The sequence below is a fragment of the Fodinibius sediminis genome (assembly GCF_900182555.1).
In the GTDB taxonomy this organism is placed as follows: Bacteria; Bacteroidota; Rhodothermia; order Balneolales; family Balneolaceae; genus Fodinibius; species Fodinibius sediminis.
Window position 1 is genome coordinate 62058 of sequence record NZ_FXTH01000005.1, and the last position, 16973, is coordinate 79030.

The 16973-nt window shown below is 52.1% G+C and carries 10 protein-coding genes; all 10 read right to left on the minus strand.

What is annotated here, in order from left to right; genetic code table 11:
* Positions 1–13 precede the first annotated feature (13 nt).
* The 10 genes from murD to FN808_RS06855 all read right to left on the minus strand — a co-directional run bounded on the left by murD (position 14) and on the right by FN808_RS06855 (position 16973).
* Positions 14–1387: a UDP-N-acetylmuramoyl-L-alanine--D-glutamate ligase gene (gene murD, locus FN808_RS06810; protein ID WP_142713815.1), complete on the minus strand. Its 1374-nt coding sequence runs from the start codon at positions 1385–1387 to the stop codon at positions 14–16.
* Positions 1384–2520, minus strand: coding sequence for a phospho-N-acetylmuramoyl-pentapeptide-transferase (gene mraY / locus FN808_RS06815; protein WP_142713816.1), 1137 nt, complete (start codon positions 2518–2520; stop codon positions 1384–1386). The genes murD and mraY overlap by 4 nt, the downstream gene beginning before the upstream one ends.
* A complete protein-coding gene (locus FN808_RS06820) occupies positions 2520–3998 on the minus strand; it encodes a UDP-N-acetylmuramoyl-L-alanyl-D-glutamate--2,6-diaminopimelate ligase (RefSeq protein ID WP_142713817.1) in 1479 nt (492 codons plus the stop codon). The genes mraY and FN808_RS06820 overlap by 1 nt, the downstream gene beginning before the upstream one ends.
* 29 nt (positions 3999–4027) lie before the next feature.
* Positions 4028–6181 carry a penicillin-binding protein gene (locus FN808_RS06825; RefSeq protein WP_142713818.1) on the minus strand — a complete coding sequence of 718 codons (2154 nt, stop codon included), beginning with the start codon at positions 6179–6181 and terminating at the stop codon, positions 4028–4030.
* A complete protein-coding gene (locus FN808_RS06830) occupies positions 6182–6586 on the minus strand; it encodes a hypothetical protein (RefSeq protein WP_246068292.1) in 405 nt (134 codons plus the stop codon).
* 20 nt (positions 6587–6606) lie between these two features.
* A complete protein-coding gene (gene rsmH, locus FN808_RS06835; RefSeq protein ID WP_246068293.1) occupies positions 6607–7542 on the minus strand; it encodes a 16S rRNA (cytosine(1402)-N(4))-methyltransferase RsmH in 936 nt (311 codons plus the stop codon).
* Entirely contained in the window at positions 7529–7996 is a 468-nt protein-coding gene (gene mraZ / locus FN808_RS06840; RefSeq protein WP_142713821.1) for a division/cell wall cluster transcriptional repressor MraZ, read from the minus strand. The genes rsmH and mraZ overlap by 14 nt, the downstream gene beginning before the upstream one ends.
* Before the next feature lie 406 nt (positions 7997–8402).
* Positions 8403–9884: a glutamate synthase subunit beta gene (locus FN808_RS06845; RefSeq protein WP_142713822.1), complete on the minus strand. Its 1482-nt coding sequence runs from the start codon at positions 9882–9884 to the stop codon at positions 8403–8405.
* Positions 9885–9962: 78 nt separating this feature from the next.
* On the minus strand, positions 9963–14522 hold the full coding sequence (gene gltB / locus FN808_RS06850) for a glutamate synthase large subunit (RefSeq protein ID WP_142713823.1): 4560 nt from the start codon (positions 14520–14522) through the stop codon (positions 9963–9965).
* A gap of 42 nt (positions 14523–14564) precedes the next feature.
* Positions 14565–16973, minus strand: coding sequence for an aspartate kinase (locus tag FN808_RS06855; protein ID WP_142713824.1), 2409 nt, complete (start codon positions 16971–16973; stop codon positions 14565–14567).

The following is a 16973-nucleotide window of genomic DNA, read 5'->3' on the forward strand; positions in this document are numbered from 1 at the left end:
ATGGATTCAATGGTTAAAGCCTGCTTACGGCTTTTTTGAATTCATTGCCCCGGTCTTTATAGTTGTCGTACATGTCGAAGGACGAGCATGCCGGGCTAAGCAGTACTACTTCTCCCCGTTTGGCGCTGCGTTTACCCATCCGGACGGCTTCATTCATGGTATCGGCGGTCTTAAAATGAGGAACCACTGTTTTAAGCTGTTCTTCAATCATGGGTCTGGCTTCGCCGATTGCAATAATGGTGTGAACCTTTTCGCGTATTTGCCCGGCCAGCTCACTATAGTCATTGCCTTTGTCGCGGCCGCCCAAAATCAGGGTGACCGGTACATTAAAACTGTCCAGGGCATACCAGACAGCGTTGATGTTGGTCGCTTTGCTGTCGTTCACGTATCGAACGCCGTTGACAGTCCGAACATATTCCAGCCGATGTTCAACCCCTTCAAAGGTGCTGAGACTTTCGCGGATGACATCATTTTTGATTTCGGAAGCACGGGCGGCCAAAGCGGTGGCCAGGCCGTTGTTCAGATTGTGCTTTCCTGAAAGTTTTACATCGCTGATAGGCATTAAAACCTCTTCTTCTTGGTTAACTTTGAGTATTATCTTTTCGTCACGAACAAACGCCCCGCCGGATGCTTCAATTTCCTGCTGATTGGAAAAAGCCAGCAGACGGGGAGCATCTTCATTTTTTTTCAGGGTCTCAACATGTTCCCTTATGGTTGGATCATCATAGTTGTATATGAACCAGTCGCCGGCGGATTGGTTTTCTGTAATTCTAAACTTCGCCGCTGCATATTTTGCAAAATCGTTTTCATACCGGTCCAGATGATCCGGGGTGATGTTCAGCAGCAGGCTGATATGAGGATGGAAGCTGCTGATATGATCCAGCTGGAAGCTGCTGACCTCCAGCAAGACATCGCCTTTATGCTGCTCGGCATCGACATTGATCGTTTCTGAAAAAGCGTGACCGATATTTCCGGCCGTCCGGTGTGCAAGGCCTGCCAGTGTCCAGGTATGATCCAGCCAGTTGGTAACCGTCGTTTTACCGTTGCTCCCGGTAACGGCCACAATCGAACGCTGGTTGAACCAACTGGCTACTTCAAGTTCCGAGAATACCGGCTTGCCCGACTGGACATAATGCTGTACGACCGGTGCCTCGGTGGGTACGCCGGGACTCAAAACCACAAAATCGGCCTGTTCGGCCTCCCGGCTATGTCCCTTTTCCTCGAAAGGGATGGCCTGATCGGCGAGGGCCGATTTGACAGACGGAGTGATCGGGCCGTTATCCGATACAAAAAGATCGGCCCCCTGCCGCTTAAGCAGCAATGCAGCAGCCAGGCCACTGCGGGCGGCACCAATCACAACGATATGTTTATCCTGTACGTCTATCATCGAAGCTTGAGGGTTAACAGTCCGAGAATTCCAAGTAATACAGCGATAATCCAGAATCGGACGACGATTTTAGATTCGGGCCATCCTTTTTTTTCAAAATGATGATGGATGGGAGCCATTAAAAAGATTCGTTTTCCCTCGCCGTACTTCCGCCGGGTATATTTGAAATAGGTAGTCTGAATTATGACAGAGATCGTTTCCATGAAAAAGATGCCACAGACAATAGGTAGCAGCAGCTCCTTATGCAGCATCAGACCCAGGGCACCGAAGGCCCCGCCAAGGGCCAGTGATCCCGTGTCTCCCATAAAAACCGAAGCAGGATGGGTGTTGTACCACAGAAAACCCATGCATGCCCCCACCAGTGAAGCCGTAAAGATGGTAAGCTCGCCGGAGCCGGGGAGGTACATTATGTTGAGAAAATTGGAAAAATCGGTTCGCCCGGACACATAGGCAAAGATACCCAGGATCAGCCCGGAAATAGCGGAAGTGCCGGCAGCCAGCCCGTCCAGTCCGTCCGTTAAATTTGTAGCATTGCTCACGGCCGTGATCACAAAAATGACGACCGGGATATAGATGACCCATCCCAGCGCCTCTCCCAGAAAAGCGTAATCGATGTTGACATTTTTCAGGAAGGGGACTGTGGTAAGGGTACGAAATTCGTGGAAGTCCGGCCAAAAATAGAGTACGCATCCCAAAAGAAGGCCCACGGTCACTTGTCCGGCAATCTTGAGGCGTCCACTGAGCCCCGACTTGTCTTTCTTTACTACTTTAATGTAGTCATCAACGAAACCGACGACCCCCAAAATGAGTGTAACCAGGATGATCATCCAGGTATAGATGCTGTCCATGCGCATCCAGAGCAGGGCGGGAATGAGTATTGCAAGAAGTATGATGATACCGCCCATGGTTGGGGTGTGGGCTTTCCCGAGATGGGTATCGAGACCAATGTCATCCCGAATCACCTCGCGAAGCTGCATCTGCTCGAGCCATTTAATGATCTGTCGGCCGATCATGATGCTGATGAAGAGCGCCATGGCAGCAGCCACGGCGGCTCTTGTGGTAATAAATTCGAAGGCGCCGAAACCCGGCGGTTGGTAATTAACTTCAAGCCAGCTCATAAGTTCGTATAACATCAGGCCCCCGGCGATTTAGCGTTGTCATTTCCGGTGTCTAATGCTTCGCGGGCTATTTGCCGGTCGTCAAAATCAAGGCGCTGCCCCTTGATCTCCTGGTAGGTCTCGTGTCCTTTGCCGGCTACCAGGACAATGGAATTCTTGTCGGCAGACTGGATGGCCTTTCTGATGGCTTCCCGCCGATCAGCAAGTCGGTGCACGGCCGAGGCGTCCTCAAATCCGGCCATGATATCGTCAATAATGGCTTCGGGATCTTCATCCCGCGGATTATCGGAGGTTACGGTGATTTCATCGGCATACTGTTCGGCCACAGTGGCCATTTTGGGGCGTTTCGTCTGGTCCCGGTTCCCCCCGCAGCCGAATAGGACATGCAGTTCCTGAGCTTCCGTTTTTATCGCTTTCAGTGTCTGCAGTACATTCGCAAGGGCATCCGGGGTATGGGCGTAATCTACCAGTATGGTAGGCTGCGACGCGGTGTCGCCGGTGATGCGTTCAAGCCGGCCGGGTGCGCCATCTGCCTCTTGCAGGGCATCGGCAATAGCTTGCTCGTCGACACCGAGTACTCGGCAGATTAAAAAAGCCTCCGTGAGATTATAGGCATTGAAAACGCCAAGCAGGGGACTCTCGATGAGCGTTTTGCCGATGCGGATGGTTAGTCCACTCGTACTGTTTGCCAGTATCTGGCACTCTATATCAAGGGCTTTTTTGAAACTGAAGGTGATGATTCGGGCCGGGCAGTCGGAAATCATGAACAGGGCCTGGTCGTCATCGCCGTTGATGATGGCAGTTGTAGAATTATCCAGTGAATCAAAAAGCGACTTTTTGGCACGGGCGTAGTCATTCAGGCTGTCGTGGTAATCCAGATGGTCGTGACTGAGGTTCGTAAAAGCTGCCACGTCAAAAGAGATGCCTTCCACACGCTGCTGGTCCAGGGCATGGGATGATACTTCCATCACCAGGTGAGAGACGCCGGAAGTGACCATCTGCTTCATATCGGAAGCAAGTACAATGGGATCCGAAGTCGTCAGCTTGCTGTCAATAGTTTTCTGGCCCAGGTGTTTTGCAACAGTTCCCAGCAATGCAGCCTGGACGCCCAGCTTTCGCAGTACCTGGTAGGTCAGTGTCGATACCGTTGTTTTCCCATTGGTACCGGTTACGCCGATTACCCTCAGCTGATCAGCCGGATAGCCTTCAAAAGCCTGGGCAAGGGGGCCCAGGAGCCTGCGTGTATCAGAAACCCTGATGCTGCAGGCACTCTGGCCGGTATCCATTTTTTCTTCGCTGATTACAACCGAGGCTCCGTTATCGATGGCGTCTTCAACAAAAAGGTGCCCGTCTGCCTGGAAACCCCGGATCGCTATAAACACATCTCCCTCTTTCACTTTGCGCGAATCCTGGCAAAGCATACCAAGCTCGTCAGGCTCCGGTCCGGATACCTCAACGGGCTTGCAGAGTGTTATGAGTTCTTTAAAGGTCAACGTAAAGCTGTGTGTTGTGAGTGTTTAAATTACTTGCTGACTAAGGTTTTCAACGCTTTTGATTTGCCCCGGATTGTTATCGTTCGTCCTTTCTTCATCTGGTCCCCGGGGCGAGGAAACTGGGAATAGACGGTGCCGGATCCAATCATCTTGATGTCAAAACCACGTCCTGCAATGAGCTGTGCAGCCTTGCGCATGCTCAGCCCCCCTACATCGGGAATGATGGAATAATCTTCCGGCAGGCCCGTAGTGTCTGCTGTAACCTGCTGGCCTGATAACTCAAGCATAATGTTATCGGATGCCTCCAGCGTATCGCCCGGTGTCGGCTGCTGGCCGGTAATCCAGTCGCCATCTCCTTGAAAGGAGTGGGAAATGGATTGCTTCCGGAGCAGTGACGCGGCTTCCTGCCGGCTGAGTCCCCGAAGATCGGGGGCATACGCCCAGACGTCCTTTTTTGCACCTTGTTCAATAATCTGTTTTTCAATTTCATTATCCAGCCCGGCAATACGCTTGGCCGTCTGGCGAAAAATGGGACCCGCGGTCCACCCGCCGTAGGGAGGATAGGTATCGGGTTCGTCGAGCACAATCAGCGCAACGTATTTGGGATCATCCGCCGGAAAAAAACCGACAAAGGAAGACCGGTACTCATTGGTATAGCGTCCGTTAATCAGTTTCTGGGCCGTACCTGTCTTTCCGGCGACAGCCAGTCCCTCCACCTGGGCCTTGTGAGCCGTTCCTGAATCAGAGACCACCTTCTGAAAGGAGGGATACAGCTTTTCCAGCGTTCCTTTCTCAGCTATTTGACGAACAATAATATTTTCCTGTTCCCAGATGGTGTTGTCCTCGCTGTCCACCACCTTTTCAACCAGGTAGGGCCGCATCATCCGGCCGCCGTTGGCGAAAGCAGCATAGGCCTGTGCCAGCTGTATGGGAGTAACCTGCACTTCATAACCGATCGACATCCAGGGTAGGGTGACCTTGCTCCACTCGTACGGTTTGGGCAAACGCCCGGTCTCCTCATTGGGCAGGTCCACATTCGTGGGGGTGCCGAAGCCGAGATTCCGGGCATACTGGTAGAAAGTATCCCTGGACAGCCGCATAGCTATTTCGGAAGTGGCAACATTTGAGGATTGTTCGATGACCTCAGAGAAGGTCAGCGTTCCCAGTGGATCGTGATCGCGCATCCACTGGCCGTGGATCTTGACTTTCCCGTCGTCCGGGGTTTCAAATTGTTCCCTGAAATCCACTTTTTCCTGTTCCACAGCAGCAATGGCCGTAACCAGCTTAAAGGTTGATCCGGGCTCAATCATGTCTGATATGGCAAAATTCCGTCGGTTGCTGGCGTTCAGAGAAGCCGAATTATTGGGATCGTAGGTCGGGTGGTTTGCCAACGCTTTGATCGCGCCCGTCTTGGGGTCCATTACAATGGCCGTACCGTAATTGGCATCGGTGCGCTGAATGCCGGCTTTTAGCTCCTCCTCTACAATAGCCTGAATATGGGAATCGATGGTGGTATAGAGGGAGTAACCGCGCCGGGGCTGTTTCTTCGGTGCTCCCACATAGGCATAGATGCGCCCGTTGCGCCCGCGGCGAACCTGCTGTACCCCGTCTTCGCCGTTAAGTTCTTCATTGTACTGGTGCTCGAGCCCTGTCATCCCGGTTATTTCATGATTCACGAATCCGAGGACATGGGCCGCGAGAGAACCGAAGCTGTAGCGCCGTTCGTATTCTTCTTCCAGTATCACTCCGCGGATATCAAGCTGGCGGAGGGCTTCATAGGCCTGGGCTTTCACATTTGTTCCCAAGACCACGTACCGCGAGCGGGAGGGAGCCCCCTTTATTTTTTGAAGGTACTGCCCGGGCGACTTGTAACTGTATTTGCCCAGTGTGTCACATACCTGTTGAATCTGGGTTTGGGTCAGTCCGCTGACTTTGGGATCGATGGCAATTTTATAAGCAACGGAGTTGGTTGCCAGTAAACTGCCGTCTTCGTCATAGATGTTGCCACGCTGGGCGGGAATGGAAATATAATCGATAGCCTGCTCGCTCCAAAGTTCTCGCAGAGCCGAGCCCTCCAGGAAGTTGAGACGAACCAGCTGCATACCAATGGCACAGGGTACTAAAAGTACCAGCCCAAAGATCACAAACATGCGATTCAATATGCCTGATTGCTCTTCCTGCATCTACTTTTCCACCTCTATCACCTTCTCGGCCGGTCCCCCGTTGACGAAGCCCAGCCCTTTGGCCTTGTCATATATTTCGGCCGGCCCGATCATTCGATCGTAGGTAAGCCGATAATTGCTGTGCAGGCGTTTTGCCTGGTTGTATTCGCGTTCCGCCTGTTGTACTTCGCGCAGTAATTCCTGGGTTGCAAATACATGTTTCAGGTACAGCATTCCCAGCAAACCCAATACAATAGCCCCGGTGATAACTTTCCAGGGTTTAATTCTGGGAAAAGGAATCTTCTTCTTTTGGCTTTTTCCTCTGTTGATTTTCCGGCCGTAGACCTTCCCGTTTGATTGACTGGAAGATTTTTTTCTGTTTTTTTTCTTCTTTCGTTTATTGGGCCGGACGTTGTCCTTCTTCATGGGAGATTTTACCAGCATATCTACGCCTCCGGGAGTTCGATTTTTTCGGCAACCCGCATCTTTGCGCTTCGGGCAGCCGGATTCTGTTTTATTTCATCTTCCGTCGGGCGAATAATACCGCCGGAGATCTCCTCAATGGGAGTCAGGGGATTTCCATAGAAGTCTTTTTCTATTTTACCTTCGTGGTTCCCTGATTTAAAGAACTTCTTGACGATGCGGTCCTCCAGAGAATGGTAACTGATGGCTACAATGCGTCCCCCCGTCTGAAGGAGGGCAAGGGACTGATCGAGAACCTCGCGTAGCATATCCAGCTCACGGTTAACCTCGATCCGGATACCCTGAAAGACCCGGGCCACACTCTTGATTTGATGTTTGCCGTACACGACAGCCTCAACAGCATCGCGCAGGCCGATTGTTGTTTCAATGGGACGGCGGCTGATAATTTCACGGGCGATTTCACGGCTTAGCCGCTCCTCGCCGTAGTGGTAAATGACGTCACGGAGATCTTCATAGGAATACTCATTGACCACCTGGTAGGCGGTGATGCCGCGCAGGTTGCCCATACGCATATCCAGGGGACCTTCCTTTTGAAAGGTGAAGCCGCGTTCAGCTTCACTGATCTGGTGGGTCGAGACCCCCAGATCAAGCAGGACGCCTGACAGGCGGCCGTGCAGTTCCGGAGGGAGCAGCCGGCTCAGATAGCCAAAATTCCCCTTGATGGTTGAGAAACGGGGATCATTGCCAATGCGGGAGTTCGCGGCTGCCAGTGCCTCGTCGTCCTGGTCGAGACCGATGAGCTGTGCGTCGTTATTTAATTGAGACAACAATGCCAGGCTGTGTCCGCCACCGCCGAGCGTGGCATCAATATAGATACCGCCGGGATCCGTGATCAGGTATTCTACGGACTCTTCCAGCAATACCGGCTGATGCTCATAGTATGTTTCATTCTTGCTCATTGCTGTCATTATCAGTCATCACGCGCTCAAAAAGTTCTTGATACGATTCAAAGTCCAGGCCGGAATCGATTTCATCCAGTTTGGCAGGGGACCATATCTCTATGCGTTCACCACTGCCGATAAAAATGGCTTTTCCATCGATGCCGGCCCAGTCAGTAAGTTGTGAAGGGAGTGGGATTCGGTTTTGGTTGTCCAGCGAAAGGTCCTCGGCAAAACGCAGGAAATTGCGTTTCACCGTGCGACCTTCTTTCGTAAAGCTGTTGATCTGGGAGAGTTGCGCCTCTACTTTCTGCCATTCATCCTCTGGGTAGAGATAAAGACAGGGTTCGAGCCCTCTTAATATAGTAAAGCGCTCTTGTGCTTGGGGATTGAGAGCCTTACGCAGTTTAGCCGGGAAGCTAACGCGTCCTTTACTATCAACACTATGTTTATATTGGCCTTTAAAACTAGGCATATAACGGTCCCCAGAATTACAGCATATGTTATCGAATTCGACGAGTGGTCATGAACTCCCACATTCTACCACTTCACCCCACAATGTACCCCGAAAGGATATAATATGTCAAGAACTTATTCCAGAAAATGAAATTGGTTTTTCGGTCGTTCAGGGGATCACCATGCAAAAAGCCCAATGGGGCGTTTAGAGGTAGGTCGCTCCACATAAAAGTGATGATATTAGGGAGAAGAGAATGGTGGGGACGAGGTGGTAGAGTGTGGGAGAAAATTTGGGGCCACGATAAGGAATCACTTCAGAGAGTATTGGGATTCTCTGCCGTTGAAGTCCCGGGCAGGTGCAGGTATGGCAAAAGGCCGACCTTTCGATCGACCTTTTGCATTCTTAAGTGCGACTGTGGGTAATTTCAGGGCAATTCGGTAGTGCCGGTGAGATAGCGGTCGCATTCGCGGGCGGCTCCGCGTCCCTCATTGATGGCCCAGACAATCAGGCTTTGTCCCCGGCGCATATCGCCGGCGGCAAACACGCCCTCGACGTTGGTGTGATAATCGCCGTGTTCAGCCTTGGCATTGGAGCGCTCATCGCGTTCAATATCAAGCTGCTCCAGTACGGGATTCTCAGGTCCCAGAAAGCCCATGGCGAGCAGCACAAGATCCGCTTTCCATACTTTGTCGGTGCCGGGAATCTCGCGGGGCACTTTTCGGCCTTCTTCGTTGGTTGTCCATTCAATTTGGACCGTATGCAATTCTTTGACCCCGCCTTTGCCGTCACCCACAAACTTCTTGGTCATGATAAGGTATTCGCGCGGGTCGTCACCGAACTTGGCCTTGGCCTCCTCCTGTCCGTAGTCCAGCTTGTAGATGTTGGGCCATTCGGGCCAGGGATTATCCTCATCCCGGTGATCGGGGGGCTTGGGAAGGATCTCAAACTGGGTAATGCTGTTGCAGCCGTGGCGCATGGATGTACTTACACAGTCCGTACCGGTGTCGCCGCCGCCGATAACAATCACATCTTTATCCTTGGCGGAGATAAATTCTTTTTTGTGATCATCCTTCAGCAGCTTTTCGACATTGGCATGCAAAAAATCCATGGCAAAGTGGATGCCATCAAGATCACGGCCTTCGATGTTCAGGTCGCGGGCTTTCGTGGCCCCGCCGGCCAGGATAACGGCATCATATTCGTCGGTAAGCTCCGGGGCCGGAAGGTCTGTGCCAACTTCCGTCTCGGTTATAAAAGTAATTCCTTCTTCCTTCAACAGGTCTACCCGGCGCTCGACGACCGTTTTTTCCAGCTTCATATTGGGGATGCCATACATGAGAAGCCCCCCAATGCGCTTGTCCCGTTCATACACGGTAACATGATGACCGGCCTTGTTGATCTGGGCCGCAGCTGCAAGGCCCGCGGGGCCCGAGCCGACCACCGCCACCTTCTTATCGGTGCGGTTTTCCGGTGGATGCGGTTCAACCCAGCCTTCCTCAAATCCTTTGTCAATGATGGCCTGCTCAAGGCTTTTGATAGCTACCGGCGTATCTATAAGTCCGAGCACACAGGAGCCTTCGCAGGGAGCCGGGCAGGCCCGCCCGGTAAACTCAGGGAAATTATTTGTTTTATGCAGGCGGTCAAGGGCTTCTTTCCATTTGCCCTTGTACACAAGGTCGTTCCACTCGGGAATAAGGTTGTGAACGGGACACCCCATGGTACGGCCCTTTTTATCTTCGCCCGTTTGGCAAAAAGGGATCCCACAGTCCATGCAGCGGGCTCCCTGTTCCTGAAGTTCCTCTTCTGACAGATGATCATGAAGCTGATCCCAGTCTTTAACTCGTTGGTTGGGATCTCTGTTCGGAGCTATTTTACGCTCAAACTCCATAAAACCAGTTGGTTTACCCATAGTAGTTGATATACAATTTAGTTGATTTAATATATTTGTTGATGCGGCAGATCGTCTGGTCTGTTGTGCCTTCCGCAGTTATCGATTCTGAAGGAAGGCCTCCATTTCCGCCTCGTCTTTTTCAAGACCTTCTTGTTCAGCCTTTTCGATCGATTGTTGCATCTTTTTAAAGTCCTTGGGGAGTACTTTAACAAATTTGTGGATCATCTCATCCCACTTTGCGAGTACTTTCCAGCCCCGGTGACTGTCGGTGTATTCGGCGTGGCGGCGGATCATCTCGTAGACTTGCTCAATTTCCTCTTTATCATTGAGCTGCTCCAGCAAGACCCGGTCGGTGTTGCATCGCTTGTGAAACTGCTGGTTGCTGTCCAGGATGTAGGCAATACCGCCCGACATGCCGGCCCCGAAATTCCTGCCCGTCTCCCCGAGAACGACTACACGTCCGCCGGTCATATATTCACAGGCATGATCGCCCACGGATTCAACGACGGCATGAAGGCCGCTGTTTCGCACACAGAACCGTTCACCTGCTTTTCCGCGGATGTAGGCCTGCCCACTGGTGGCTCCATAGAAGGATACGTTTCCGACGATAATGTTTTCCGCCGGATCGAAGCGGGCATTCTTTGGAGGATACAATATCAGCTTGCCGCCCGAAAGGCCTTTGCCAAAGTAGTCATTGGCGTCCCCTTCCAGTTCAAGGGTCATGCCGTTGGGGATGAAGGCGCCAAAACTTTGCCCGGCCGATCCTTCGAACTTGAGGTGGATCGTATCTTCGGGCAATCCTTTGGATCCATAACGGCGGGTGAGCTCGCTGCCGACGATGGTGCCCACCACCCGGTTCGTATTTTTGATGGGCAGGGTAGCACGGACACTCTTTTCGTTGGCCAGTGCCGGTTCACAGATATCCATGAGTGTCTGGATATCAAGAGCATTTTCCAAGCCGTGATTTTGCTTGATCATGCATCGTGTGCCCACCTCATCGGCCCGGTCCGGGCGGTGCAGGATGGGGGATAGGTCCAGGTACCGGGCTTTCCAGTGGTCGGTTTTCGCCTGGACGAGCTTGTCAGTTCGCCCGATCATCTCATCTACGGTGCGGAAACCCAGTTTAGCCATGTATTCGCGGAGCTCCTGGGCTACAAACTTCATAAAATTAACCACGTAGGCCGGATCACCGGTAAACTTATGGCGCAATTCGGGATTCTGGGTAGCGATGCCCACCGGACACGTATCGAGGTGGCATACGCGCATCATGATACAGCCCAGCGTGATCAGGGCACTGGTGCCGAATCCGAATTCTTCGCCGCCCAGCAGGGCTGCGACAGCAATATCCCGGCCTGTTTTAATTTGTCCGTCCGTTTCGAGCGTTACACGGCTTCGAAGATCATTCAACACCAGCGTTTGATGGGTCTCGGATATCCCCAGCTCCCACGGAAGTCCAGCATGTTTGATACTGGTCTGCGGTGAGGCTCCGGTGCCGCCGTCGTGACCGCTCACCAGGATGACATCAGCATGCCCCTTGGCAACGCCCGTGGCAATGGTTCCTACGCCAACAGCAGAGACCAGCTTTACATTGATGCGGGCATCCTTGTTGGCATTTTTCAGATCGTGAATCAGCTGTGCCAAATCTTCAATCGAATAAATATCGTGGTGGGGCGGGGGGGATATAAGTCCCACGCCCGGCGTTGATAGCCGTACATCCGCAATCCAGGGATATACCTTTCGTCCGGGCAGCTCACCGCCCTCGCCGGGCTTGGCTCCCTGGGCCATCTTGATCTGGATTTCATCACCCTGGGTCAGGTATTCGCTGGTGACCCCGAATCGTCCCGAGGCTACCTGCTTGATGGCGCTGTTCTTGGAATCGCCATTCGGTTCAGGGGTATAACGGGCCGGGTCTTCGCCGCCCTCGCCGGTATTGCTTTTACCGCCGATGCGGTTCATCGCTATTGCCAGTGCTTCGTGTGTCTCCTGGCTGATGGATCCATACGACATGGCTCCGGTCTTAAATCGTTTGCATATTTCTTCGACCGATTCGACTTCTTCAATCGGTATGGACTGGGATTCGTCGATATTAAAATCCATCAGGTTTCGCAGGCTTGCGGGCGGATCCGATTGTTCGTCAATCAGGTTCGAGTATTCTTTATAGAGTTCATAGTCGCCGTTCTTGGTGGCAAGCTGCAGGGTGTGGACCGTCTTGGGATTGTAAGCGTGGTATTCGCTTTCTTTCCGCCATTTATACTGTCCCCCTTCATCCAGAACCTGTCCGTTGGTGCGGTAGTTCGGGAAGGCCTCATGATGACGCATCTGAGCTTCCCGGGCAATGGTATCAAGGCCGATGCCCCCGATGCGGGAATCCGTCCAGGTGAAATATTTATCCACAAGTTCCTTGTCGAGTCCGAGGGCTTCAAAGATTTGAGCACCCCGGTACGATTTGATGGTGGATATACCCATCTTCGACATCACTTTGACAATCCCCTTGACAACAGCCTTGTTGTATCCTTTCTGGGCTCGCTCGAAGGAGAGGTCAAGGTGACCTTCCCGGATCAGGTCGTGCAGACTTTCGTAGGCCATGTAGGGATTGACAGCTTCAACACCATATCCCAGGAGCGTACAGAAGTGATGTGTCTCACGCGGTTCCCCCGATTCCAGTACCAGTCCCACTTTTGTCCGGTTGCCCGAACGGATCAGGTGGTGATGGAGGCCGGCCACAGCCAGCAGGGCCGGGATAGGTGCTTTTTGACGGTTAAAGTCGCGATCAGAGAGAATCAGGATGTTAACGCCATCCTCAATCGCCTGGTCCGCGGCATCAAAAAGATTGTCCAGGGCCTGTTCGAGTCCCTCGCCGCCTTTCTTGACATCAAAGAGGATCGGGAGCGTTTTGCTTTTGAAGCCGGAGAGATTAATGTTCTTAAGTTTCGCCAGTTCCTCATTTTTGAGAACAGGTGTTTTCAACCGTATTTGGCGGCAGTTCTCCGGGGTAGTGTCCAGGATGTTGCCTTCAGATCCCAGGATTGTCTCCGTGGAGGTAATCAGTTCCTCACGGATAGGATCAATGGGAGGATTGGTTACCTGGGCAAATAGCTGTTTGAAATAATTGTAAAGCAGCTGTGGTTCGTTGGAGAGCACCGCAATAGGCGCATCATTTCCCATGGCGCCTACCGGCTGCAGCATGTTCTCGGCCATGGGCCCCACGTTAACATTCAGATCTTCGTAGGTATAGCCGAATACTTTCTGCCGGTGTACAATCTCATCGTGGGAGATACCGGGTTCATCCTGCTCATTGTATGGCAGGTCATGGAAATCAACAAGGTTGTCATCGAGCCACTCCCGGTAGGGATGTTCCTGGGCTATCTGATGTTTAATCTCTTCATCGCTCTTGATGCGTCCTTCTTCGGTATCGATCAGGAGCATGCGGCCCGGCTGCAGGCGATCCTTGTATACAATGTTTTCCGCGGGGATATCAAGCACCCCGACTTCGGAAGAAAGTACGATCATGTCGTCGCTGGTCACATAGTATCGGGAGGGACGCAGCCCGTTGCGATCGAGCGTAGCACCCACCGTTTTTCCATCCGTGAATGCGATGGAGGCCGGACCGTCCCAGGGTTCCATCAGGCAGCTGTGATATTCATAGAACGCTTTCATTTCGTCGTCCATGCTCTCATGTTTCTCCCAGGGTTCGGGAATCATCATCATCATGGCATGAGGCAGTGAACGGCCACTGAGAAGGAGAAATTCCAGGCAGTTGTCAAATTTTGCGGAGTCACTTCCGTCTTCCTGGATAATAGGCCTGAGCGTATCCAGGTCGACATCGAAAAGATCGGTCGAGAGCTGAGCCTCGCGGGCACGCATCCAGTTTTGGTTGCCCCGCAGCGTATTGATTTCACCGTTGTGAATAAGATACCGGAACGGGTGGGCCAGCTTCCAGTTGGGGAAGGTGTTGGTGCTGAATCGCGAGTGGACCAGGGCCAGGGCCGATTCCATTTTGGGATCGGTCAGGTCCGGGTAAAAATCCTTGAGCTGTGTGGAGGTCAACATCCCCTTGTAGATAATGGTGCGTGAGGAGAGGCTGTTTATATAGAGATAGTCTTTATCCTGGATCTCGCTGTTTTCAATTCGCTTGGTAATCTTGCGGCGGATAATATAGAGTTTACGCTCAAAATCAAGCTCGGTATGGATATCCCGGCTGCGGCCGATGAACAGCTGCCGCACCGAAGGTTCAGCATCCTTTGCAGACTGTCCCAGGTAAAAGTTGTCGGTAGGTACTTTTCGCCATCCCAGCACTTCCTGTCCTTCCTCTTCAACGACTTCCCTGATAATCTTTTCACAAGCCAGCCGTTCTTCCCGATCGGGCGGAAGGAAAATCATTCCAACTCCATATTGTCCGCGCCCGGGAAGGTCGATACCCAGTCCCCTGCAGGAGTCGCTTAGGAAATTGTGGGGAATCTGCAGTAAAATACCCGCCCCGTCACCAGTATTCTTTTCACTTCCGGTGGCTCCCCGGTGGTCGAGGTTATGTAGAACAGTGAGTGCCTGTTCAACAATTTTGTGGGATTCTTTTCCCTTAATATTCACTACAAAACCAATTCCGCAAGCATCATGTTCATGGTGGGATTGGTATAAACCCTGATCAGAAGACATCATTATTTATGTTAGGTTATCTTTATTGAAGTTGTAAAAAAGTATTTACTTAAGTTGTTTGGCCGTTTTCATAATATCACTCAGTACACCTGCAGCCGTTACTTCCTTGCCGGCACCCGGCCCCTGAATGATCAGCGGAGTCTGGCTATAGAATTTAGAAAAAATCTGAAAAAGATTATCCGTGCCCCGCAATTGGCCAATGGGTGAATCGATGGGAAGGGATTCTATACCAATGGAGATCTTACCATCAGACAGTTGTCCCGTATATCGAAGCGTTTCATTTTTACTTTTAGCTTTCTGCATTCGCTGATGCCAATAGGCGTCGTATTTTTTCAAGCGTGTAAGAAAGGCTGATTGGTTGACTTCTGCAAGTTCTTCCGGGATCAACGACTCCACCTGCAACTCGTCGCGTTCAATTTTGAGCCCCAGGGTGCGAGCCAGGGTCAGAAATTTGCGTGCCACATCCTCCCCGGAAAGGTCATCACGGGGATCAGGCTCGGCATAACCGAGTTCCCGGGCCTTGGTGATCGCCTCGCTGAAGGGGACATCCTGTTCGAGCTGATTAAAGAGGTACGTCATCGTGCCTGAAACAACGCCAGATATTTTTTTGATTTCGTCGTTGCTGTCCCGCAAATTTTCGAGCGTGGAAATGACCGGCAGTCCGGCTCCCACGGTTGTTTCGTAGCGAAAGGTGGCATCATTTCGCCGGGCTTCCGACTGAAGCTTGTCAAAGAAAGACTGCTCAAAGGTATTGGCCAGCTTGCTGGGCGTTACTACATGAATGCCGTTGGCAAAAAGCTGTGGATAAAGACGTGCCACCTCCGCACTGCCGGTGGCATCAACAAAGATGATATTATGCCTGAACGACTGGGTAAGCTTGTCAATGAGAATTTCCCAGTCTGTCTCTTCAGCCCGGGACCAATCCAGGTGATCGCCGCTGGCCTGCACCTGCAGACCTTGGTCATCCCAAAGGGTATGCTGGCTGTTACAGGTCCCCAGCAGCCGGAAATGCAGTTCCTTGGTATCTGCTCTTTCAAGCTGTTGGAGCAGCGTCTGTCCAACGGCCCCGGTCCCGGCCACAAATAGATCGACCGTCGTTTTCTGGTGCTGCAGATAATCATTGAGCAGTCGGGCTGCCCGCCGTGCTTCATCTTCTTCGAACAGGAAAGAAATAAAGCGTTCGTCACTGTTTCTGCTGATATGCAGGGGGCGGAGATTTTTAGAGGCCAGCAGGTTCCATATTCGTTTGGTGAGCTGCTCGCCGTCTTTAAAATAATTGCTGAACTTTTTCACCTTGTAAATATCCTCTTTGATATTCAGCGCAATGTTATGTTCTTCGGTCCAGCTGTGAATCGAGTCGCGCATATTCTCAAAGAGCGACTGAAGCACGAGAAAGCGCGCCGGTTCAAAAGAAGAGCTCCGGTGAAATGAGATCGCTTCGGGCTCCGCTTCGCCATCAAGGTGGCGGGTCAGTGTGTCCAGCAGATCAGATGCATGCTGGTCTTCAACCTGCAGCCGCGTGAAAGGCCCTGTAATGGTAATGGTTTTGAACGCGCCATTTGACTGGTGTGCGGCATTAATACGTGTGCCGGGATGCGATGGATTGTAGCTGTTTTTTACGAGGACTGTCGTATCCTTGTCGTTGATTGGTCGTATGGTCTTGGGATGAATGACCTTTGCTCCATGCGCCGAAAGTTCGCCGATATCCGCGAAGCTGAGTTCCTCGATAGGCTGTGCCGTGGGGACCCAGCGCGGGTCTGCTGTTAAGACGCCATTTACATCCGTCCAGATTTCAAGATGATCCGCTTCTAGGGCATCGGCAATAAGGCCGGCGGTATAATCAGAGCCCGACCGGCCCAGGGTTGTAATACGTTCTTTGGCATCCGATCCGATGAAACCGGTAATTACCGGGGTCGTCTCAGACTGCTGCAAGAATTTGCGGGCCAGTTTCCGGGTAGGGCCCTCTTTTACTTTCGCCTGTCCAAAGGTGGAGTCTGTCTTGATGAACCGGTGCGCTTCAAAAGCTTCCGCCTGCAGTCCTTTGTGGGAGAGGGTTGCGGCAAAAATGAGGGCCGAAGCACGCTCTCCCACCGACAGGATGCGGTCTTTCCACGCCCTGCGGTCTTCATCTTTCAGTACCTGATCGCTGGCCGTCTGTCTTAGTTCTTCAAAAAGTTCGGTCAGCTCCCGCCGTGACGGGCTGTCCGGGCCCACCAGTTGCTCCAAAAGAGCTACATGCTTTTGTTCCAGGCGATGGATCTGCTGTTCGGCATCTGAAGGGGCCTCAGCCAGTGCTATAAGGGCATCCGTTACTCCTTTCAGCGCTGATACAACCACAAAAGGGCGAGCCGCCTGAGAGCGGTCAATGACCACCCGGGCCGCCTGTTCTATAAAGGCTGCATTCTGCAGGGATGTACCGCCAAATTTTAGAATATGAATCGGAGATTGCTTCAT